Raw genomic sequence first — 20,337 nt, forward strand, 5'->3', positions numbered from 1 at the left:
GTGCGGCTCAGAAAAAGGTACCGCACCAGGACTCGACGCGCGTGCCGAAGAGGACGTCGGCGGCCACGAGGGCGGCCGGATCGCGGACCTCGATCCGGCCCGCGGCCGCCAGCGCCGACGCCCGCCAGGTCCCCAGGTACAGCATCGCCAGCGTGGTGACGTCGAGGGCGAGCGCGGCCGGTTCGCCCGTGCGCCCGGCGCCGTCGGCGGTGATCCGGTAGGTGCCGGTGTTCGCGGTCAGCAGCGGGTCCGCGACCTCGATGACGACGGGGGCCGCGTGGCCGTACTCGCGGGCGGCGAGGGCCTTCGGGACGTCGACGAGCCGCAGCCAGTGCTCGTCACCCACCCGGTCGACGTTGCCGCGCCGGTGGTCGTCGAGGATCAGCTCCATCGGCTCGTCGAGCGGCCGTCCCGGGGCGACGATCTTGTCGACCAGGTCGACGCCCAGCAGGAACCGCCACAGCCCGGTGAACGCGGCCGGGGTGCCGGCGAACATGTCGAACACCTCCAGGTTCTTCGTCCACGGGTGCTCGTGCAGGCCGCCGACCGAGTAGCTCGCGAAGCCGTCCGGCCCGTCCGGGCCGTGGTGCACGACGCTCTTCACCACATCGGTCGCGCGACGGGCGTGGCTCTCGTACAGCCGCCACAGCACGTCCGGCCGCGTCATCATCCCGGGCCGGTGCTCGAGCCGGTCGTAAACGCCCGGCAGGGCCGCCACGGCGTCGTCCAGCCCCAGCAGCTCGACCTCCCCGGCGAACGGGAGGTCCGGCCGCAGCCGCGCGCGGTGCCGGTCGAGGCTGTAGGTCCGGCACCGCGTCGCCAGGCCGTAGCCGAACCGCCCGTAGATGCCGGCTTCGGAGGCACCCAGGTTCGCGAACACGAGACCGCGCGCGGCGAAGTCCTCGAGCTGGGCGGTCATCATCGCGCGCAGCACCCCGCGCCGGGTCCGGTCGGCGCGCACCCCGACCCCGGTGACCCCCGCCTGCGGCAACCGGGCACCGCCGGGCACCGTCATCTCGGCGTCGAAGGAGCGGGCCGTCCCGATGAAGGCGGGGTCGAACGCACCGATCGCGCCACCCGGCTGGTAGGCCCGCCCCGCGCGTTCCCACTCGGTGTCCGTGCTGGGCGCGGCGTGCACGGTCTCCCGGAAGAGGTCGCTGGCCGCGCGGTGCTCGTCGTCACGCAGCGTCCGGATGTCGAAGTCGGTCATACCCGGATCATCGCCGGAAACAGCGAGGTCCGGCCACCGGTATTCGCGGTGGCCGGACCTCGGCCGAACGGGATGAAGCTACTTCGCGGCCGGTGGCGACACCTCGTAGTTGCCGCCGTCGCCCTTCACCGTGATCGGGATCTGCTGCGGCTTCCCGGCGATCGTGGCGGTGCACTCGAACTTCGCACCGTCCTCGACCTTCTGCTCGGCCGGGCAGGTGACGCCGGTGACGCCGTCGATCTTGTACGTGTCGGTCAGCAGCTTCTGCACGTCGGTCTGCATCTGGGTGTTGTTGAAGACCTGCGTCTTGAAGAACCCGGGCGCGACGAAGCCGAGAATGCCGACCACCGCGACGACCACGACCAGCACGATGATGCCGATCAGCAGGCCCTTCTTGGACTTCGCCGGCTTCTCGCCCTCCGGATCCGGAGTCGCGCCGGGGAACTGCTGCTGCCCGTAGTCGTACTGGCCCTGCTGCCCGGGCGGCTGCTGCCCGTACTGCGGCTGCTGCTGCGGCCCGCTCTGCGGGTACGCCCCGCCGGGCTGCTGGCCGTAACCGGGCTGCTGCTGCGGGCCGCTCTGCGGATACCCGCCGCCGGGCTGCTGCCCGTAGGGCGGCGGCTGCTGGCCCCACTGCGGCTGCTGCGGCGGGGTGTAACCACCGGGCTGCTGACCCCACTGCTGCGGCTGCTGGGGCTGTTGCGGCTGACCCCATTGCTGCTGCTGGTTGGGGTCGTACGGCGGCGGCGGCTGCTGGCCCCATTGGGGCTGCTCCTGCGGGCCGCTCGGCGGGTACGCGCCGCCCGGCTGCTGCCCGTACTGGGGCTGCTGTGGGTCGTTGCCGCCATACGGCGTGCTCATCGTCTGCCTCCGCCTGCTTCGTTCATCTCATGCCCAACCCGATATCGCCGCCGAGCCGCGTACGCACGGTTCGTCGCCGATCCAACCACAGGTCCGAGCCGAGCACACGGGTCCACGCTCACCCGCTGCGCCGTCCGGACCAGCCCTCACACCAAGCTCACGCCGCACCCGCGGCGACAACCCCGCGACGCAGCGCCTTGACCGCTTCGGCCGCCGTCGCGCCGACCCGGTCGGTCTTGCCCAGCACGTCCCGGATCTGGTCGAGCAGGTCGATCACCTGACGCGACCAGCGCACGAAGTCACCCGCCGACAGCTCCTGGCCGTTGGCCTCCGCCGCCGTGAGCACCTTCTCCAGGGACTCACCACGCGCCCAGCGGTAGACCGGCCACGCGAAGCCCGCGTCGGGCTCGCGCGTGCGGTCGAGCCGGTGCCGCCGCTCGTCCTCGGTCAGCTCCACCCACAGCCGCGCGGTCTCCTCCCACGCCTCGGGAACCGCGCCGCCGGGCAGCCGCGGCTCCCCCGCGGTGTCCCGGCGCGCCTCGAAGACCAGCGTCGAGACGACGGCGGCCAGCTCGGCCGGGCCGAGCTTCTCCCACACGCCGTGCCGGATGCATTCGGCGGCCAGCAGATCGGACTCGCTGTAGAGCCGGGTCAGGCGGCGGCCGTGCTCGGTGACGCGGTCCTCGCCGTCACCGGCCGACTCCGGCCCGAGATAGCCACGCTCCCCCAGCAGCGCCAGGATCCGGTCGAACGCCCGCGCCAGCGAGTGCGTGGTCGCCGCGACCTTCCGCTCCAGCTGCTCGGTTTCGGTGGTGAGCCGCTGGTACCGCTCGACCCAGCGCAGGTTCGCCTCCCGCTCGGCCAGCCCGTGGCACGGGTGCGCCCGCAGGGCCCGCCGCAGCGCCGCCAGCTCACCGTCCTCATTGGCCCCCGACTGCCGCTTCTGCCTGCCGGGCAGGGAAATCCCCGCGCTGCGCAGCGTCGAAGCGATGTCACGACGGGTCTTGGGCGAACGCAGCTCGATGTGCTTGGGCAGCTTGATCCGCCCCAGCGCCTCGACCGGCGCCGGGAAGTCCGCCACCGACAACGGCCCCGACCAGCGATCCTCGGTCACCACGACCGGCCGCGGCTCCCGGATCGGGTCGAGCCCCGGGTCGACCACCACGGCCAGCCCGGCACGACGGCCCGCCGGCACCGCGATGACGTCACCCTTGCGCAGCTTCTCCAGCGACTCGGCCGTGCCGGCGCGGCGCACGGAGGTGTTCTGCCGCGACAGCGCCTTCTCCCGCGCCGAGATCTTGGCCCGCAGCTCGACGTACTCCTGCATCTCGTCGAAGTCGCCGGTCACCGCGTTCGTGTAGCCCTTGAGCGCTTCCCGGTTCCGCTCGATCCGGCGGGCGGTCCCCACCACCGACCGGTCGGCCTGGAACTGCGCGAACGACTGTTCCAGCAGGTCACGGGCCTGCTCGGCACCGACTTGGGCGACCAGGTTCACGGCCATGTTGTAACCGGGCCGGAACGACGACCGCAGTGGATACGTCCGGGTCGAGGCGAGCCCGGCGACCTGCTTCGGGTCGACCCCCGGCTGCCACGCCACGACGGCGTGCCCCTCGACGTCGATACCGCGGCGCCCGGCCCGGCCGGTGAGCTGCGTGTACTCCCCCGGCGTCAGGTCGACGTGCGCCTCGCCGTTGTACTTGACCAGCCGTTCGAGCACCACGGTCCGGGCCGGCATGTTGATCCCGAGCGCCAGGGTCTCGGTGGCGAACACGGCCTTCACCAGGCCGCGGACGAACAGCTCTTCGACCGTCTCCTTGAACGCCGGCAGCAACCCGGCGTGGTGACCGGCGATGCCGCGTTCGAGCGCCTCACGCCATTCCCAGTAGCCGAGCACCCCGAGGTCACCCTCCGGCAGCTCGGAGGTGCGCTCCTCGATGACCCGGCGGATCTCCTCGACCTCGTCGGGACCGTTGAGCCGCAGCCCCGCCCGGACGCACTGGTTGACGGCGGCGTCACACCCGGCACGGGAGAAGATGAACACGATCGCGGGCAGCAACCCCGCCCGGTCCAGCTGCTCCACGACCTCGACCCGCGACGGCGGCCGGAACCGCGGCATCCGCGGCCCGCCCCGGCGGGCCCCGCGCGGGCCACGGAAGCCGGCGGGCGCGTACTGGCGGCCGATCTCCTCGGTGCGCCGCACCAGGGTCGGGTTGATCCGCAGCTCGGCCCCGGGCGCGTGGACGTCCTCACCCGCGAACAGGTCCATCATCCGGTTCCCGACGAGCATGTGCTGCCACAGCGGCACCGGCCGGTGCTCGTCGACGACCACCGCCGTGTCGCCGCGGACCTCGACCAGCCACTCGCCGAACTCCTCGGCGTTGCTGACCGTCGCCGACAACCCGACCACCCGGACGTGCTCCGGCAGGTGCAGGATCACCTCTTCCCAGACCGCGCCGCGGAACCGGTCGGCCAGGTAGTGCACCTCGTCCATCACGACGTACCCGAGGTCGGTGATCGTCGAGGACCCGGCGTACAGCATGTTCCGCAGCACCTCGGTGGTCATCACGACCACCTGCGCGTTGCCGTTGATCGACGTGTCCCCGGTGAGCAGGCCGACCGCGTCCGCGCCGTAGCGCGCCACGAGGTCGCCGTACTTCTGGTTCGACAACGCCTTGATCGGCGTGGTGTAGAAGCACTTGCGCCCCTCGGCCAGCGCCAGGTGCACGGCGAACTCGCCGACGATCGTCTTCCCCGCCCCGGTGGGCGCGCAGACGAGCACACCGTGGCCGCCCTCGAGGGCCTCGCACCCGCGGATCTGGAACTCGTCGAACTCGAAGGAGGACTCCGCGGCGAAGCGGGTCAGCTGGGGGTACTTCCCCCGGCGCGCGGAGGCCGCATAGGCCTCGGCCGGAGAAGGAGAAGGGCTACTGGCCACCTCGTCAGGGTTCCACATGCCCCCGACAGTTTGCACGCGGCGTGACCGACGGCGTGGCGTGACGTGGTCATCCGTCCCCCGGTCTCTGCCTGTTTGTTCGTGGCTGTCCGGGCCGGAGGCCCGAATCAAGCCCGGTGGTATAGGTCGTTATACACATCCAGAGGGAACCTGCTTGGCCGTTTCGGCGTCGGAGCGGCTGAAGGAGGCCACCATGACCGCACCCTGTCCGAGCTGTGGGCAGCTGGACCAGGTCCAGCACGTGCCCGCGGTCTACTACGGCGGGCACTCCTACTACCGGGGCCAGGGCCCGACGGTGGCCGTGCCGGCCGGCGACGGGGTCATTTACACGAGCAGTCAGGTGTCCGGGGTGACCGTGACCGGGGTCGCGCGGGCGCTCGACCCCTTCCCTCCCCGGCGCCGCAACGGTGGTCTGGTCGCCGGCATGGTGCTGCTCCTGATGGCCGGGAGCTGTTTCCTGTGGCTGCCGTTCTCCGCGGTCGACGATCCGCCGCCGGGCGGGACGGGTGCCCTGGTGCTGGGGATCGTGCTGCTGGCGCTGCCGTCGGCGGCCGTGTTCGGCGGGATGGGGACGCTGATCTGGCTCTACGTGCGGCGGCTGCGGGCGTACCGGCGGCGCCGGGCCGGGGTGCCGGCCGCGCAGGCGTTGTGGCAGCAGGGCTGGTTCTGCCACCGCTGCGGTGGGGTCTACCTGGTGCAGGGGCAGCTGATGGCGCCCGCGCGGTTCCGTGAGCTGGTCGGCGAAGCCGGGGGTTACTGAGCGCCAGCGCCGTCAGGAGATCACTGAGGAGCCAGGACGGTCAGGGCGCCGGGGACGCAGCTGACCGTCACCGGGACCGTGCCCTGGGGCTCGCCGTCGGCGTAGGCCGGCCAGGTGTTGCCGGTGAGGGTGACCGAGGCGGCCCGGAAGGTGCGGACGGCCGGGTGGGTGACGTGGTTGCCGGTGCGCAGGCCGGGGAGCATGCGGATCAGGCCGCGGCGGGTCGCGTGACCGATGACCGTGACGTCGAAGACGCCGTCCTCGGGGTCGGCCGTGGGGCAGATCGGGACGCCGCCGCCGTAGAACCGGGTGTTGCCGATCGCCACCAGCGTCGCGTCGAGCTCCAGGCGTTCGGTGCCGGTTTCGACGACCACCGGGCGGGAGCGGAAGGCGGCCAGCTCGGCGAGGATCGCCAGGTCGTAGCGGCGGGGCCCGGACGGCCAGCGCATCCGGTTGGCTCGTTCGTTGACGCTCGCGTCGAACCCCGCGCACAGGACCGTCGCGAACCAGGTCTCGCCGACGCGGCCCAGGTCGATCCGGCGGCGAGCGCCGGAGCGCAGGGCCGCCACCAGCGCGTCGACCGCGGGCAGGGGCTCCCCCGGGACGCCGAGGGCGCGGGCGAAGTCGTTGCCGGTGCCCGCCGGGACCAGGCCGAGCGCGACGTCGTGGTTCGCGCAGAACTGGACACCCTGGTGCGCGGCGCCGTCACCGCCGAGCACGATCAGGACGTCGAGGCCCGCGTCGTGCGAGGTCCGCATCAGGGCGCGGGACTCCTCGACGGTGTTGGCCACGAGGACGTCGAGGCGGTCGACGGCGGTGCGGAGCCGCTCGGCGACCGTGTCCGCGATCCGGGCGGCGGCGCCGTGCCCCGAGGCCGGGTGCACGGCGAGCGCGGCGTGGATCCCCACTACGTGATGTCGTCGGTGCCGGAGGACCGGCCGCCGGAGGCGCTCGGCGTGGCGGGCTCGTCGTCGACCTTGCTCGGCGTGTAGTCGAACGGCGCGGCCTCGTCGTCGGCCAGCTTGTCCCAGCCCTCTTCGGACCGGAGCTTGTCCTTCTTGCGGTCGTGGAAGCGCGCCATCTGGACGGAGATCTCGAACAGCACGGTGAGCGCGGCGGCGAGCCCGAGCATCGAGAACGGGTCGGAGCCGGGCGTGGCGAACGCGGCGAAGACGAACAGCGCGAACACGATGCCGCGACGCCACTTCTTGAGCTGCGTGTACTTGACCACGCCGACGCGGTTGAGCATGACCACCAGCAGCGGCAGCTCGAAACTGATCCCGAAGATGATCAGCAGCGACAGCAGGAACGAGATGTACTTGTCCGCGGTGAGCGCGGTGACGAACGCGTCCTGGCCGAAGCCCATCAGCAGCTGCAGGGCGTGCGGGAAGAGGATGTAGGCGAGCACCGCGCCCGCGGCGAACAGCACCGAGGCGAACGAGACGAACGTCAGCGCGTACCGGCGTTCCTTCGTGTACAGGCCCGGGGCGATGAACGCCCAGATCTGGTAGAGCCAGGCCGGGGAGAGCAGCACCGCACCCGCCGCGAGGCCGACCTTCAGCTGGGTCATGAAGGCCTCGAACGGCACCGTCTGCAGCAGCCGGCACCCCGCCGCGCTGTCGAGCCGCCGGCTCGGCGGGATGGCGCAGTACGGATCCTTGACGAGGTCACCGAGCGACGGGATCGGGCCGACCTTCGTGCCGAACCAGATGAACCCGAGGATCCCGCCGATGACAACTGCGAGCAGCGCCAGGCCGAGCCGGCGGCGGAACTCGTAGATGTGCTCGATGAGCGTCATCGTGCCGTCGGGGTTGGCTCGGCGGCCGCGCTTGCGCCGCTTCGAGCCGCTCTTCTCCCCGTTTCCGGAGACGGCTTCCGCCACTGGGGTTTCCGTTCTCGTCGGTGTCCGCCGGAGCGCGCCTGGCTAGACGCGCTCCGTGGACCAGGGACCGATGGTGGGCTGGCTCAGCTGGCGTTCTTCTGCTCGGCGGCCGGCGCCTGCTGCTGCTTCTTCAGCTCGTCGAGCTGCCGCTGCAGGTCCGCGACCTGCTGGTCGGTGGCCGTCGGGGCGGCGGGCACGACCGGCGTGGCCGGGATCTGCTTCGTCTCGACCGGCTCGGCGTCTTCCTGCGCCGCGGCCTTGTGCTCACCGGTGAGGTCCTTGGTCTCGGCCTTGAAGATCTTCATGGACTTGCCGATGGACCGGGCCGCGTCGGGAAGCCTCTTGGCCCCGAACAACAGCACGACGACGAGCACCAAGATGATCAAATGCCACGGCTGCAATCCGTTCAGCATGGTGGCCTCCTATCTGCGTCTGGTAGGGATGTTACTGGTTTTCCGGGCTCCGGCGGCGCTGCGCGAACGCGACACGTAACGCTGCCGACCGGGCGCGGACGAGTCCGGCCCGGTCCTGGGTGTTCGTAGCCACCATGCTTGCGGTCTGCTTGAAAGCACGCAAGACCCGCGCGGTGCGCACCAGCAGGAACACGAGCAGCAGCAGGCCGGCGGCGGCGAGCACGATGGTGGGCAGGTACGGCACGCGGTCAGCCTAGTGGTCGCAGGTTGACGGAAGGTGACGGGCTCGGGCCACCGCGTCGGCGGCCCGGCGGCCCACGTCGGACGCCAGGTCGGCCGGGCTTTCGACCAGCGCTTCCCCGCCCAGGCCCAGCACGAGGCGCACCATCCAGGACTGGTCGGCGTAGCGCATCCGGATCCGGAGGCGGCCGCCGTCGAGCTCGTCGAGCTCCTCGCACGGGTAGTACTCGGCTACCCAGCGTGCGTCCGGGTCCAGGACGAGCACGGCCTCCCGCTGATCGGGACGCTCGCGAAAGACACCTTCGGAGATGTCGGTCGGGTGGGCGTGGGCGGGCGGCCGGGACGGCTCGTCGAGCACGGTCAGCTCGTCGATCCGGTCGAGCCGGAACAGCCGGACGCCCTCGGCGCGGCGGCACCAGGCTTCGAGGTACCCGACGGCCTGCACGATGAGCAGCCTCATCGGGTCGACGGTGCGCTCGGTGACCTGGTCCTTCGACGCGGTGTAGTAGCGGATCCGCAGCGCCCGCCCGTCCCGCAGCGCCCGGGCGACCTCCTCGCGGGTCCGCGCGGTCTTCTTGCCCTCGCGGACCCCGCCGCCCACGATCACCCCGGCCGGCTGGGCCTGCCCGGCGGCGGCCTCGATCTTGGCGATGGACCGGCGCACGGCGTCGCCGTCGACCACGCCCGGGGTCTCCCCCAGCGCCCGCAGCGCGACCAGCAGCGCGGTCGCCTCGCCGCCGGTGAGCCGCAGCGGCCGGTTCATCCCGGCGTCGTGGGTGACGACGATGGTGTCACCCTCGAAGGACAGGTCGATCAGGTCGCCGGGGCCGTAGCCGGGCAGCCCGCACATCCAGAGCAGCTCGAGGTCCTTGCGCAGTTGCTTCGGCGTGACGTCGAAGTCCTGCGCGGCCTCGTCGACGCGGATCCCGGGCCGGGCGAGCAGGTAGGGCACGAGCGCCAGGAGCCGGGGCATCCGGTCGCCGGAGCCGCTCATCGGACACTCCCCTGCTGCTGCCGGGCGACGACGGCTTCCAGCCGGTCCTGGACCGTCTTGGCCAGGACGTCGGGCTCCAGCACGACGACGTCGGGGCCCTGCGCGGTGATCCAGTCGGCGGCCGACTCCGGGAAGAGGAGCCCGATCTCGACGAGGTCTCCCTCCTGGCCGTCGACGGCGGAGCGCCCGATGACGGTGCCACGGCGGCGGACGCCGGCGGCGCGGCCGTCGGCGACCCAGAGCCGCGCGGTGGTGACCGGGGCCGGCTCGGTGTCGCCGGAGGTGGCCGACACGAGCTGCAGCAGGTTGACGCCGTCCGGGCGGTGCACCGCGCCGGGCTTGCCGACGGGCCGGACCTGGCCGGTGACGCGGGAGAGGCGGAAGCAGCGGGTGGCGCCGCGGTCGCGGTCGTGCCCGACGACATACCAGCGGGCCTTCCACGACACCACGCCCCACGGTTCGAGGGTGCGCATGATGCGCTCCGGCGAGCCGCTGCGGCGGTATTCGAAGCGCACGGCCTGGCCGCTCTGGACCGCCGCGAGCAGCGGCCCGAACGCCGGCTCGGCGCGCACGCGGGGTTCGATGACGGTCCGGGCCTGGTCGTCGACCTCGAGGCCGGCGGCGCGCAGCTTGACCAGCGCGCCCTGGGCCTGCCCGGTGAGCTCCGGGGAGTCCCACAACCGGGACGCCAGCGCGACCGCGGCGGCTTCGTCGGGGGCCAGGTCGACCTCGCCGAGCTCGTAGTCGCGGCGGGCGATGCGGTAGCCCTCGATGGCGTCGAAGGCGGAGTTGCGGCCGGTCTCCAGCGGGATGCCCAGCTCGCGCAGCTCGGTCTTGTCCCGCTCGAACATCCGGAAGTAGGCGTCGTCACTGGACGCGTCGCCGTATCCGGGCACGATGCCGCGAATCCGCTCGGCAGTGAGGTACTGCCGGGTGGACAGGAGGGCCAGCACCAGATTGACCAGCCGTTCGGCGCGTGCGGTGGACACCCGGTAGAGCCTAGCCCGCTCCGCCCGGCCCGATCGTGAGGTCCGGCGTACGCGCGTCGTAATCGTCGCGCGCGGTGCTGACCTCGTCGAAGTTGGCCTCGGCCCAGTCCTTGAACGCCGACATCAGCGCGCGGAGGCTTTCGCCAAGCGGCGTAAGGGAATAGTCGACGCGGACGGGCACCGACGGAGTCACCTCGCGGTGCAGCAGGCCGTCGCGTTCGAGCACCCGCAGGGTCTGGGTGAGCATCTTCTGGCTGACCCCGGCGATGCGCCGCGAAAGGTCGCTGTAGCGCATCGGGCCGTCACCGAGCGCGACCAGGACGAGGCTGACCCACTTGCCGGCGATCTCGTCGAGCAGCTTCCGGGTGGGGCAGGCGGCGAGATAGGCGTCGTAGGCGGCCTTTTCGGCCAGGCGCTTCTGCTCCGCCGTGCGGGTGGGCACCGGGCGAACCTCCTCGTACGACAGGCACCTCCGGGTGCGTACTTCCCAATGGAGAGTAGCTCCCCATACGTTCGCGGGGAAGATCGGACCCGCGAAGGAGCGAGAGATGCGTGCGATGGTGGTCCGCCGGTTCGGCGGCCCGGAAGTGATCGAGTCCGTCGAGGTCCCGGTGCCGGAGCCCGGCCCCGGCCAGGTGCGGATCCGGGTGGCGGCGGCCGCGGTCAACCCGGTCGACGCCGCGACCCGGTCCGGGATCCTGACGGAAGCGGGGGTGATCCCGCCGCGGGAGGTGCTCGGCCTGGGCTGGGACGTCGCGGGCGTGGTCGAGGCCGGCTCCGGTTTCCGCGCAGGCGAATCCGTCATCGGGCTACGCGACCGGATCACCACGCCGCTGGGTGCCTACGCCGAGCAGATCGTGCTGGACGCCTCGGCCGTCGCCCCGGCGCCGGAGGGCTTCTCCCCCGCCGAAGCCGCGACCCTGCCGCTCAACGCGCTGACCGCGGCGCAGGCCCTGGACCTCGTCGAGACGACCAGAACCCTGCTGGTCACCGGCGCGGCGGGCGCGGTCGGCGGGTATGCCGTCGCGCTGGCGCACGCCCGGAACCTGCACGTCGTGGCCGTCGCGGCCGAGGCCGACGAAGCCGCCGTCCGGGACTTCGGGGCGGATGAGTTCGTGCCGCGCGGGACGGACCTCGCCGACCGCGTGCGCGCCCTGGTCCCGGGTGGGGGTCGACGCCGTCCTCGACACCGCGTTGCTCGGACTGGACGCGCTCGATGCCGTCCGCGGTGGCGGCGAGTTCGTCGCCTTCGCCGCCGGGGCCGCGCCGCTTCCCCTCCGCGGGATCCGCGTACACAACGTCTGGATCCGCGCCGACGGCCGACGGCTGGCCGAACTCACCGCGACCGGCATCCTGCGCCCGCGCGTCGCCGGCGTGCTGCCGCTCTCCGCCGCGGCGGAGGCCCACGAACGGCTGGCCGCGGGCGGGCTGCGCGGGCGTCTCGTGCTGACGCCGTGAACTCTCCCTAGCCTGGGGGCATGGATGATCGTGTTCTCCTCATCACCGGTGCCTCCCGCGGCCTGGGTGCCGCGACCGCGCGGCTGGCCGCCGCGTCCGGCTTCAAGGTCGCCCTCGTGGCCCGCAAGGCCGAGTCCGTCGCGCCGCTGGCGGCCGAGCTCGGCGAAGACCGGGCGCTGGCGCTGGGCGCCGACGTCGCGGACTGGGCGGCCGTCTCCGGCGCCGTCGCCGAGACCGTCGGGAGGTTCGGGCGGCTCGACGCGGCCTTCGCCAACGCCGGGATCGGCGTCGGGACGTCGTTCTTCGGCACCGGCGACCCCGACCCGACGGCGTGGGAGGAGATGGTCCGCATCAACGTGCTCGGCGCGGCCTACACCGCCCGCGCGGTGCTGCCCGCGCTGGCGGAGTCGACGGGGCACCTGCTGATCACCGGCTCGGTCGCCGGTCGCTACATCCGCAACGCGAGCCTGTACTCGGTGACGAAGTGGGCGGTCACCGGGATGGCCGGGGCGATCCGCGAGGAGGCCGTCGGCACCGGCGTGCGGGTCACGCTGATCCAGCCCGGGATCACCGACACCGACATCCTCAACGAGGAGCAGCGCAAGAAGCCGCAGCTGGTGCCGGACGACATCGCCCGCGCGGTGCTCTACGCGCTGCAGCAGCCGCCGTCGGTCGACGTCAACGAGATCATGGTCCGCCCCACCGGGCAGGTGCTCTAGCCGAGCCGGGCGACGCGGCCGCCGACCCCGCTGGCCCAGCAGCTGCCCAGCGGGGTGCAGTCCACGCTGTCGAAGCTGCCGGCGTCGAACGACGTCCAGTGCCGGCCGCCGTCCGGGCTGAGGTCGCTCCCGCCGGGGCCGACAGCGAGGACCGTGCCGCCGCGCCAGGCCAGCCCGGAGCGGTACCCGGCGGGGTACTGCCCCGGGGTGCGCCAGGTGCGGCCGCGGTCCGACGAGAGCGCCACGGCGGGGCCGGGTGCCGTCGGGTTGGCGAAGTCCCCGCCGATCGCGACGCCCTGCCACGGCGTGCGGAAGGCGAGGGCGAAGACGCCGGCCGACTGGCTGCTCGGCAACGGCGTGGCCGACGCCGTCCAGTGGCGGCCGCCGTCGCCGGAGTGCAGGACGCGGGCGGTGGCGCCGCCGCCGGTGGCCAGCCAGGCGTCGAACGGGCCCGAGGTGGTGACGCACTGGCCGCTGGCGGCGAACCCGGCCTCACCGGGCAGGGCGGGCGGGAAGCCGTTGTCGGGGACCTGACGCCAGCTGCGGCCGCCGTCGACGGTGGCCTGCACCCGGAACCTGCCGTCCACCGGGTCGCTCATCGCCAGGCCACGCCACGGGTCGAAGAAGGCGAGGCAGTCGTAGAACGCCGCGGCGTCGGTGTTCTGGAACGTCTGGCGCCAGTGCGTGCCGGCGTCGTCGGTCCGGTAGACGCGGGAGTCGGTGCCGGGGCCGATCGAGAGGATCACGGCGTGGTCGGCGTCGAAGGCCTCGACGTCGCGGAACTCGAGGGTGCCGGTGTCCGGCGGGCCGACGGACTTCCAGGTCCGGCCGCCGTCGACGGTGCGCAGCACGGTGCCCTGGGTGCCGCTGACCCACGCGACCCGGGCGCTGACCGCGGACAGCCCGCGGAACTGGGCGGTGACGCCGGTCGGCGTCAGCTCCCACTTCGGCAGATGCCCGGACGCGGACGCCGGCACCGCGAGCGCCACCAGAAGACCGACCACGAGAACCACCGCACGCAGCACACGCATGGCCAGATCCTGCCGCACCCGCCCAGCGACTTTCGTAGCGTTTAAAGCCGTGAAGGCCACATTGAGGGACTCAGAGTCCCTCAATGTGGCCTTCACGGACCTTGGCTAGAGCGAGCTGATCAGGCGTTCGACGCGCTCGTCGACCGAGCGGAACGGGTCCTTGCACAGCACCGTGCGCTGGGCCTGGTCGTTCAGCTTCAGGTGCACCCAGTCGACGGTGAAGTCGCGCCCGGCGGCCTGGGCGGCGGCGATGAAGTCGCCGCGCAGCTTCGCCCGGGTCGTCTGCGGCGGGGTGTCCTTGGCCGCCTCGATCTCGCCGTCGTCGGTGATCCGGCGGACCAGGCCCTTGCGCTGCAGCAGGTCGAAGATGCCCCGGCCACGGCGGATGTCGTGGTAGGCCAGGTCGAGCTGCGCGATGCGCGGGCTGGACAGGTCCAGGTCGTGCTTGTGCCGGTAGCGCTCGACCAGCCGGTGCTTGATCGCCCAGTCGATCTCGGTGTCGATCTTGCCGAAGTCCTGCTGCTCGACCGCGTCCAGCGCGCGGCCCCACAGCTCGATGACCTTGTCGTTGGCCGGGCTGGAGCCGTTGTCCTTGAGGTGCTGCACCGCACGGGCGTAGTACTCGCGCTGGATGTCCAGCGCCGAGGCCTCGCGCCCGCCGGCCAGGCGCACCTGACGGCGGCCGGTGAGGTCGTGGCTGATCTCGCGGATCGCCCGGATCGGGTTGTCGAGGGTGAAGTCGCGGAACTGGACGCCGGCCTCGATCATCTCGAGCACCAGGTTCGCCGACCCGACCTTGAGCATCGTCGTCGGCTCGGCCATGTTCGAGTCGCCCACGATGACGTGCAGGCGCCGGTAGCGCTCGGCGTCGGCGTGCGGCTCGTCGCGGGTGTTGATGATCGGGCGCGAGCGGGTCGTGGCGCTCGAGACGCCCTCCCAGATGTGCTCGGCCCGCTGCGACAGGCAGTAGACCGCGCCACGCGGCGTCTGCAGGACCTTCCCGGCGCCGCAGATGAGCTGGCGGGTCACCAGGAACGGGAGCAGCACGTCCGCGATCCGGGAAAACTCACCCGCGCGGGTCACGAGGTAGTTCTCGTGACAGCCGTACGAGTTGCCCGCCGAGTCCGTGTTGTTCTTGAACAGGAAGATGTCGCCGCCGATGCCCTCGTCCGCCAGCCGCCGCTCGGCGTCGACCAGCAGGTCCTCGAGGATCCGCTCGCCGGCCTTGTCGTGCGTGACGAGCTGGACCAGGTCGTCGCACTCGGCCGTCGCGTACTCGGGGTGCGAGCCGACGTCGAGGTAGAGCCTCGAGCCGTTCGACAGGAAGACGTTCGAAGAACGGCCCCACGAGACGACCCGCCGGAAGAGGTAGCGCGCCACCTCGTCGGGAGAGAGCCTGCGCTGGCCGTGGAAAGTGCACGTGACCCCGAACTCGGTCTCGATGCCAAAGATCCGCCGCTGCATCCCACCAGAGTAGGCGCTGCACCCCCCTCGACGGTGGGCCGTTCGGGCGTCGACACGCCCCCAGTAGGCCACAGACGGTGAAAAGCCCCCGAATCAGGCACGATTGGAGCACAACCCTTGACGTCGCGCGGAAGGCGGACCTCTTGTCACACCAGCTCATCCGGGCGTTCCGGCGGGTCGGCCGGACCGACCGCGCCCTGATGCGCCGAAGTGCGCGTCTTCCGGCCACGAAGGCCGACGACGCGCTGATGGCGCTGTCCCGGTCGGCGAACAAGTCCCGCCTCTGGTGGGTGGTCGCCGGAGGGCTGGCGGTCCGGCCGGGCGCCACCCGCCGCGGAGCGCTGCGCGGGATGGTCGCCATCGCCGGGGCGAGCGCCGTCGCGAACCTGCTCGGCAAGCCCCTCTTCCCCCGCCGCCGCCCGGCCGAAGAAGAGATGCCGATGCACCGCCGCCTGCGGAAACGCCCGACGTCGTCGTCGTTCCCCTCCGGCCACTCCGCCTCCGCGGCCGCCTTCGCGACGGCGGTGGCCATGGAGTCGCCGCGCGCCGGGCTCGCCGTCGCGCCGCTCGCGCTCGCGGTCGCCTACTCGCGCGTCCACACCGGCGTGCACTGGCCCTCCGACGTCGGCGTCGGCATCGCCATCGGCACCGGCGTGGGCCTGGCGACCCGGCACTGGTGGCCGCTGCACGACGACGTCCCCGGCCGCACCGCCCACGACGCGGACGCGCCCGAGATGGTCGACGGCGAGGACATGCTCGTGCTGGTCAACCCCGGTTCCGGGGTGCCGGGCCAGGACCCGACCGAGGACGCGCGGTACGCCTGGCCGAAGGCCGAGATCCTCTACCCGGACCCCGAGCGGGACCTGCGCGCCCAGCTCGAAGCCGAGATCGACGCGCGCGGCACCGTCCGCGCCCTCGGCGTCGCGGGTGGTGACGGGACCGTCGCGGCGGTCGCCTCCGTCGCGGCCGAACGCGACCTCCCCCTCGCGCTGATCCCGGCGGGCACGCTCAACCACTTCGCCCGGGACATCGGCATCCACTCCATGCCCGACGCCGACGCGGCGACCGAGATCGGCAACGCCGTCGGCATCGACCTCGGCGAGGTCCAGGTCGAGGGGGGCGACGGCCCGGCGCACCGCTGGTTCGTCAACACCGCCAGCCTGGGCGGCTACCCGGAGATGGTCCGGCTCCGCGAGAAGCTGCAGGAAAAGCACCCGAAGTGGCCCTCGGCCGCGATCGCGCTGGCCCGGACGCTGCGGCACGCGAAACCGCTGACCGTCCGGCTCAACGGCAAGCTCACCCAGGTGTGGCTGCTGTTCGTGGGCAACGGCACGTACGCGCCGAAGGGGTTCGCGCCCAGCCGCCGTCCCGCGCTCGACACCGGCCTGCTGGACATCCGCTACCTGCGCGCCGACCTGCCCTACTCGCGGGCCCGGTTCCTGCTGGCCATGGTCACCCGCACCCTCGCGGCCAGCCACGTCTACCAGGAGCTCGACCTGCCCGAACTGGACGTCGAGCTGCTCGACGGCCACCGCCGCGTCGCCACCGACGGCGAGGTCGGCCCGCTCGGCAACCGGTTCCGCTTCCGGTCCCGGCCCAGCGCCCTCACCATCTACCGCCTTTAATCTTCTTTTACTTTCTCTCAACGAACCCACAGGGTCCCCTGGCTAGCGTCAAGATCGAGATGCGGGCCGTCCTGCCCGCGGCCAGGGGACAAGCGGGGTTTTGATGGAGTGGCGCGCGTGAGCCCGCAGGTCGCCGTCGATCCGGTGCTGCCGGGTGACGTCACCGCGCGCGCCCGGGACCTCGGGCCGTTCGAATCGCCGTTCATCTGGCTCACCTTCGCCACGGTCGCGGTGGCCGTGCTGGCGGCGGTGATCGCGCTCTCTTATCGGCGGCGCGCCCGCCGCTGGGGGTGCACGGCCGTCGGCGTCCTCCTGCTGCTCGCCGCGGTCACGGCGGTGAACAGCTACGTCGGGTACGTCCGCACGTCCGACGACCTGGCCCGGCTGCTCCAGCGCGGCCCCGGCGCCGTCAACCTCGACGGCCGGCTGCTGGACGACGACCACGAGGCCCCAGAGGCCCCGTCGGCGCCCCACGGCGGCACCGGCGTCGCGGCCGCGGGCCAGAAGATCGACGTCGTCCCGCTCCCCGACCCCGCGCACGGCATCCCGTCGGGCAGCAACTACGTCATCCTGCCGCCCGGTTACGGCGACCCCGCCAACGCCGGCCGCCGCTACCCCGTCGTCTACCTGATCCACGGCTACCCCTACGGCGGCCCGCGTGACTGGCTAACCTCCGGCGACGCCCCGGGCACCCTCCAAGCGCTGCAGCAGGCGGGCGCCGTCAACCCGATGATCGTGGTCAGCGTGGACATGACCGCCGGTGTGCCCAGCACGGACTGGGAGTGCCTCGACGTCCCCGGCGGCCCGCGGCTGGAGACCTACCTGGCGAGCACGGTCGTCCCGGCGATCGACCACCGCTACCGCACCCTCGCCGACCGCAGCCACCGCGCCCTCGGCGGCATGTCCGGCGGCGGGTTCGGCGCGCTCAACATCGGCCTGCACCACGTCGACGAGTTCGCCACCCTGGTCATCGCCCTGCCCTACGACGACCTCAACGACTCGGTCGGCGTCCTCGGCGGCGACCAGGCCGCCATCGCCGCCAACACCCCGCGCCGCTACCTGCCGACGATGAGGTTCCCGGCCCCGATCTCGGTGATGCTCGCCGTCGGCACCGGCGCGCCCACCGACGTCACCACCGCCCACCGCATCGCCGACGCCCTGCACGCCCGCGGCCAGGACGCGGTCGTCCACGCCGAACGCGGCTTCAACCACACCTGGCACACGGCCCGGGCCACCCTGCCGTACCTGCTCGCCTTCGCCGACCGGGCCTTCCGGCAGTCCCCCGCCACGTCCTGAAAGCCGGGTGCCCGGGTTGCGATCATGGACCTCGACACCCACTACCTGCGCACCCGGGAGCTGCTGCGCCGGTTCCTCCCCTGTCACGCCCGGATCCTCGACGTCGGCGGCGGCACCGGGGGTGCACGCCGCGTGGCTCGCCGCGGCGGGCTTCACCGGCACCGGCGTCTACGGCGTCGAGGGCCCGCGTGACCCGTGCTCGACGAAGCCGGGCTCACCGCGTTCGACGACCATGCCGAAGCCGCCCTGCGCGCCGAGCAGGACCCGCACCTTGTCCACACCAGCGCGCACCTGCTCGCGATCGCCCGCTGGCCGGCCTGACCGCGGACACGAAACGGGGGCGCGGCCACCGGCCACGCCCCCGTTTCGCACGGACTATTCGCCTTCGGGCTTCTCCGGCTCGTCGACCACCGGGTCCGGCACCGGCAGCAGCGCGTCCAGCGCCGCCCCGGTCAGGCGGCGGAACGCGCGCCGCGGGCGGTCGCGGTCCAGCACCGCGACCTCCAGCTTGATCGGGGGGTCGGTCTCGCCGTTGCCGTTCGCGGACGTGCTCGCCGACGCGGACGAGGAAGACGACGACGAACCGGCCGACGCGGACGTCGTCGCGGCCGGCTGGGTCGGCGTGCGCAGCGCGGCGACCGCCACGCCCAGCGCCGCCTGCAGGTCCAGGCCGTCCTCGAACGTCTCCTTGAGCTTCGTCGCGATCTTCTCGGTCAGGCCGCCCATCACGATGTACTGCGGCTCGTCGAAGATCGAGCCGTCGTAGGTCAGCCGGTACAGCTGGTCCTCCGCGGCGCTCGCCCCGACCTCGGCCACGCAGATCTCCACCTCGAACGGCTTCAGCTGCTCGGTGAAGATGCTGCCCAGCGTCGCCGCGTAGGCGTTCGCCAGGCCCCGCGCGCTCACGTCGCGCCGGTCGTACTGGTAGCCCTTGAGGTCGGCGTGCCGGATCCCGGCCACCCGCAGGTTCTCGAACTCGCTGAAGCGCCCGACCGCGGCGAAGCCGATCCGGTCGTAGATCTCGGAAACCTTGTGCAGCGTCGCCGACGGGTTCTCGGCCACGAACAGCACGCCGCCCGCGTACTTCAGCACCACCACGCTCCGGCCGCGCGCGATGCCCTTGCGCGCCAGCTCGGAACGCTCCCGCATCAGCTGCTCGGGAGAGGCATACAACGGCATCGTCACGGTGTGCGCTCCAGGTCTTTCGGTGTTTCGGCGTTCACTGGTTCAGTCCGGCGCTTCAGGAGAGCCGCTGCTGCTGGCGCTCGATCCGGCCGGCCACCACGGCCTCCGCGACCGCCGCCGTCTCCGACTCGGGCAGCTGCACGGCGCCGTGCTCCGCGGTGATCGTCACGACGCTCGGGAAGATCCGGCGCACCAGGTCCGGCCCGCCCGAAGCGGTGTCGTCGTCGGCCGCGTCGTACAGCGCCTCGACCGCCACACGCGTCGCGCCCTCGACGTCGGCGTCCGGGTCGTGGAGCTTCTTCAGCGCGGATTTCGCGAACAGCGAACCCGAACCAATCCCGGCGTAACCGCCGTTCTCCTCGTAGCGCCCGCCCGCGGCGTCGTACGAGACGATCCGGCCGGCGTGCTTGGCGTCCTCGGCCTCGAGGTCGTACCCGACGAACAGCGGGATCGCCGCCAGCCCGGCCATCGCCATCTCGAGGTTCGCCTTGACCATCCCGGCCAGCTTGTTCGTCTTGCCGTCCAGCGACAGCGAAACGCCCTCGATCTTCTCGTAGTGCGCCAGTTCGACGGCGTACAACCGCACCATCTCCACGGCCAGCCCGGCTGTGCCCGCGATGCCCACCGCCGAGTACTCGTCGGTAACGTGCACCTTTTCGATGTCGCGGCTCGCGATCAGGTTGCCCGACGTCGCCCGCCGGTCGCCCGCGATCAGCACACCGCCCGCGAACGTCAGCGCGACGATCGTCGTCCCGTGCGGCACGCCCAGCTCCGCCACACCACCACCGGACACCCGGCGCTCAGGGAGCAGCTCCGGCGCCTGCACCCGCAGGAAGTCCGAAAACGACGACGACGCCGACGAGAAGTACGCGGCCGGCAGCGCGGGACCCGAGATGCCCCTGGTGTTGTCCATACGTGCTCAAAAATCCCATCTGTGCGGGCCATGGGGGCCGGCGCCCCGCGCCCGGCGACCCCGGCCCGCACGGACCACGGTCACCACCACGCGGAACCCCGGCCGCCGGCTGAACGGTCGGCAAGGGCACGGGTGCCCGAGCGGCTACTCGCCGCCCTTCTGCACGTAAGCGCGGACGAAGTCCTCGGCGTTCTCCTCGAGCACGTCGTCGATCTCGTCGAGGATCGTGTCGACGTCCTCGCCGAGCTTCTCGCGCCGTTCCTGACCCGCCGCGCCGGTGTCGTCGAACTCCTCGTCGGAGTCACCACCGCCGTGCTTTTCGATCTTTTCCTGGGCCATCTCGC

At 72.4% G+C, this 20,337-nt stretch carries 21 protein-coding genes and 1 pseudogene; 7 read left to right on the forward strand and 15 right to left on the reverse strand.

Features of this window, described 5'->3' with window-relative positions; genetic code table 11:
- Positions 1-7: 7 nt before the first annotated feature.
- The 3 genes from ACIOD2_RS04785 to ACIOD2_RS04795 all read right to left on the reverse strand — a co-directional run bounded on the left by ACIOD2_RS04785 (position 8) and on the right by ACIOD2_RS04795 (position 5,024).
- Positions 8-1,210 (reverse strand): GNAT family N-acetyltransferase, encoded by a 1,203-nt coding sequence (locus ACIOD2_RS04785; protein WP_400534472.1) that lies wholly within the window; start codon positions 1,208-1,210, stop codon positions 8-10.
- A 78-nt stretch (positions 1,211-1,288) separates the two neighbouring features.
- Positions 1,289-2,071, reverse strand: coding sequence for a DUF4333 domain-containing protein (locus ACIOD2_RS04790; protein WP_400534475.1), 783 nt, complete (start codon positions 2,069-2,071; stop codon positions 1,289-1,291).
- Positions 2,072-2,228: 157 nt separating this feature from the next.
- Positions 2,229-5,024: a DEAD/DEAH box helicase gene (locus tag ACIOD2_RS04795; protein WP_400534478.1), complete on the reverse strand. Its 2,796-nt coding sequence runs from the start codon at positions 5,022-5,024 to the stop codon at positions 2,229-2,231.
- Between the two features lie 193 nt (positions 5,025-5,217).
- Between ACIOD2_RS04795 and ACIOD2_RS04800 the strand changes: the two genes are divergently transcribed.
- On the forward strand, positions 5,218-5,784 hold the full coding sequence (locus ACIOD2_RS04800) for a hypothetical protein (protein WP_400534481.1): 567 nt from the start codon (positions 5,218-5,220) through the stop codon (positions 5,782-5,784).
- Between the two features lie 20 nt (positions 5,785-5,804).
- Here the strand turns inward: ACIOD2_RS04800 and ACIOD2_RS04805 are convergent, their stop codons facing one another.
- The 7 genes from ACIOD2_RS04805 to ACIOD2_RS04835 all read right to left on the reverse strand — a co-directional run bounded on the left by ACIOD2_RS04805 (position 5,805) and on the right by ACIOD2_RS04835 (position 10,744).
- The gene (locus ACIOD2_RS04805; protein WP_400534483.1) at positions 5,805-6,692 is read right to left on the reverse strand and encodes a diacylglycerol/lipid kinase family protein; all 888 of its coding nucleotides are present in this window, start codon (positions 6,690-6,692) and stop codon (positions 5,805-5,807) included.
- Positions 6,692-7,666, reverse strand: a complete 975-nt coding sequence (tatC, locus tag ACIOD2_RS04810; protein ID WP_400534486.1) for a twin-arginine translocase subunit TatC — start codon at positions 7,664-7,666, stop codon at positions 6,692-6,694. The genes ACIOD2_RS04805 and tatC overlap by 1 nt, the downstream gene beginning before the upstream one ends.
- An 83-nt stretch (positions 7,667-7,749) precedes the next feature.
- Positions 7,750-8,079, reverse strand: a complete 330-nt coding sequence (gene tatA, locus ACIOD2_RS04815) for a Sec-independent protein translocase subunit TatA (protein WP_400534489.1) — start codon at positions 8,077-8,079, stop codon at positions 7,750-7,752.
- A gap of 31 nt (positions 8,080-8,110) precedes the next feature.
- Positions 8,111-8,323, reverse strand: a complete 213-nt coding sequence (locus ACIOD2_RS04820; RefSeq protein ID WP_400534492.1) for a bacteriophage holin — start codon at positions 8,321-8,323, stop codon at positions 8,111-8,113.
- Between the two features lie 9 nt (positions 8,324-8,332).
- Positions 8,333-9,313, reverse strand: coding sequence for a helix-turn-helix transcriptional regulator (locus ACIOD2_RS04825; protein WP_400534494.1), 981 nt, complete (start codon positions 9,311-9,313; stop codon positions 8,333-8,335).
- A complete protein-coding gene (locus ACIOD2_RS04830) occupies positions 9,310-10,302 on the reverse strand; it encodes a helix-turn-helix transcriptional regulator (RefSeq protein WP_400534497.1) in 993 nt (330 codons plus the stop codon). The genes ACIOD2_RS04825 and ACIOD2_RS04830 overlap by 4 nt, the downstream gene beginning before the upstream one ends.
- A gap of 10 nt (positions 10,303-10,312) precedes the next feature.
- Complete coding sequence (locus tag ACIOD2_RS04835) at positions 10,313-10,744, reverse strand: winged helix-turn-helix transcriptional regulator (RefSeq protein ID WP_400534499.1); 432 nt, start codon at positions 10,742-10,744, stop codon at positions 10,313-10,315.
- Between the two features lie 106 nt (positions 10,745-10,850).
- On the opposite strand from ACIOD2_RS04835, the pseudogene ACIOD2_RS04840 reads away from it, so the two are divergent.
- Together ACIOD2_RS04840 and ACIOD2_RS04845 are read left to right on the forward strand one after the other, a co-directional pair.
- A pseudogene (locus ACIOD2_RS04840) lies at positions 10,851-11,760 on the forward strand (NADP-dependent oxidoreductase).
- A gap of 20 nt (positions 11,761-11,780) precedes the next feature.
- Positions 11,781-12,479, forward strand: a complete 699-nt coding sequence (locus ACIOD2_RS04845; RefSeq protein WP_400534501.1) for an SDR family oxidoreductase — start codon at positions 11,781-11,783, stop codon at positions 12,477-12,479.
- On the opposite strand, the gene ACIOD2_RS04850 is transcribed toward ACIOD2_RS04845, so the two are convergent.
- The gene (locus tag ACIOD2_RS04850) at positions 12,476-13,501 is read right to left on the reverse strand and encodes a WD40/YVTN/BNR-like repeat-containing protein (protein WP_400535408.1); all 1,026 of its coding nucleotides are present in this window, start codon (positions 13,499-13,501) and stop codon (positions 12,476-12,478) included. The two genes, ACIOD2_RS04845 and ACIOD2_RS04850, sit on opposite strands and share 4 nt — an antisense overlap.
- 114 nt (positions 13,502-13,615) lie before the next feature.
- Complete coding sequence (gene pafA, locus ACIOD2_RS04855; RefSeq protein ID WP_400534503.1) at positions 13,616-14,974, reverse strand: Pup--protein ligase; 1,359 nt, start codon at positions 14,972-14,974, stop codon at positions 13,616-13,618.
- Positions 14,975-15,117: 143 nt separating this feature from the next.
- Between pafA and ACIOD2_RS04860 the strand changes: the two genes are divergently transcribed.
- The 4 genes from ACIOD2_RS04860 (at position 15,118) to ACIOD2_RS04875 (ending at position 18,216) form a co-directional block, all read left to right on the forward strand.
- Positions 15,118-16,599: a bifunctional phosphatase PAP2/diacylglycerol kinase family protein gene (locus ACIOD2_RS04860; protein ID WP_400534506.1), complete on the forward strand. Its 1,482-nt coding sequence runs from the start codon at positions 15,118-15,120 to the stop codon at positions 16,597-16,599.
- Between the two features lie 108 nt (positions 16,600-16,707).
- Positions 16,708-17,895, forward strand: a complete 1,188-nt coding sequence (locus tag ACIOD2_RS04865) for an alpha/beta hydrolase (RefSeq protein WP_400534509.1) — start codon at positions 16,708-16,710, stop codon at positions 17,893-17,895.
- A gap of 24 nt (positions 17,896-17,919) precedes the next feature.
- Complete coding sequence (locus ACIOD2_RS04870) at positions 17,920-18,087, forward strand: hypothetical protein (RefSeq protein ID WP_400534512.1); 168 nt, start codon at positions 17,920-17,922, stop codon at positions 18,085-18,087.
- Positions 18,088-18,090: 3 nt separating this feature from the next.
- Complete coding sequence (locus ACIOD2_RS04875; protein ID WP_400534515.1) at positions 18,091-18,216, forward strand: hypothetical protein; 126 nt, start codon at positions 18,091-18,093, stop codon at positions 18,214-18,216.
- A gap of 54 nt (positions 18,217-18,270) precedes the next feature.
- On the opposite strand, the gene prcA is transcribed toward ACIOD2_RS04875, so the two are convergent.
- The 3 genes from prcA to ACIOD2_RS04890 form a co-directional block, all read right to left on the reverse strand.
- Positions 18,271-19,080: a proteasome subunit alpha gene (gene prcA / locus ACIOD2_RS04880; protein ID WP_400534517.1), complete on the reverse strand. Its 810-nt coding sequence runs from the start codon at positions 19,078-19,080 to the stop codon at positions 18,271-18,273.
- A gap of 55 nt (positions 19,081-19,135) precedes the next feature.
- Entirely contained in the window at positions 19,136-19,993 is an 858-nt protein-coding gene (gene prcB, locus ACIOD2_RS04885; protein WP_323328326.1) for a proteasome subunit beta, read from the reverse strand.
- A gap of 144 nt (positions 19,994-20,137) precedes the next feature.
- Entirely contained in the window at positions 20,138-20,332 is a 195-nt protein-coding gene (locus ACIOD2_RS04890) for a ubiquitin-like protein Pup (protein WP_013226725.1), read from the reverse strand.
- Between the last annotated feature and the right edge of the window lie 5 nt (positions 20,333-20,337).

The sequence above is a fragment of the Amycolatopsis sp. NPDC088138 genome (assembly GCF_044741685.1).
GTDB lineage: Bacteria > Actinomycetota > Actinomycetes > Mycobacteriales > Pseudonocardiaceae > Amycolatopsis.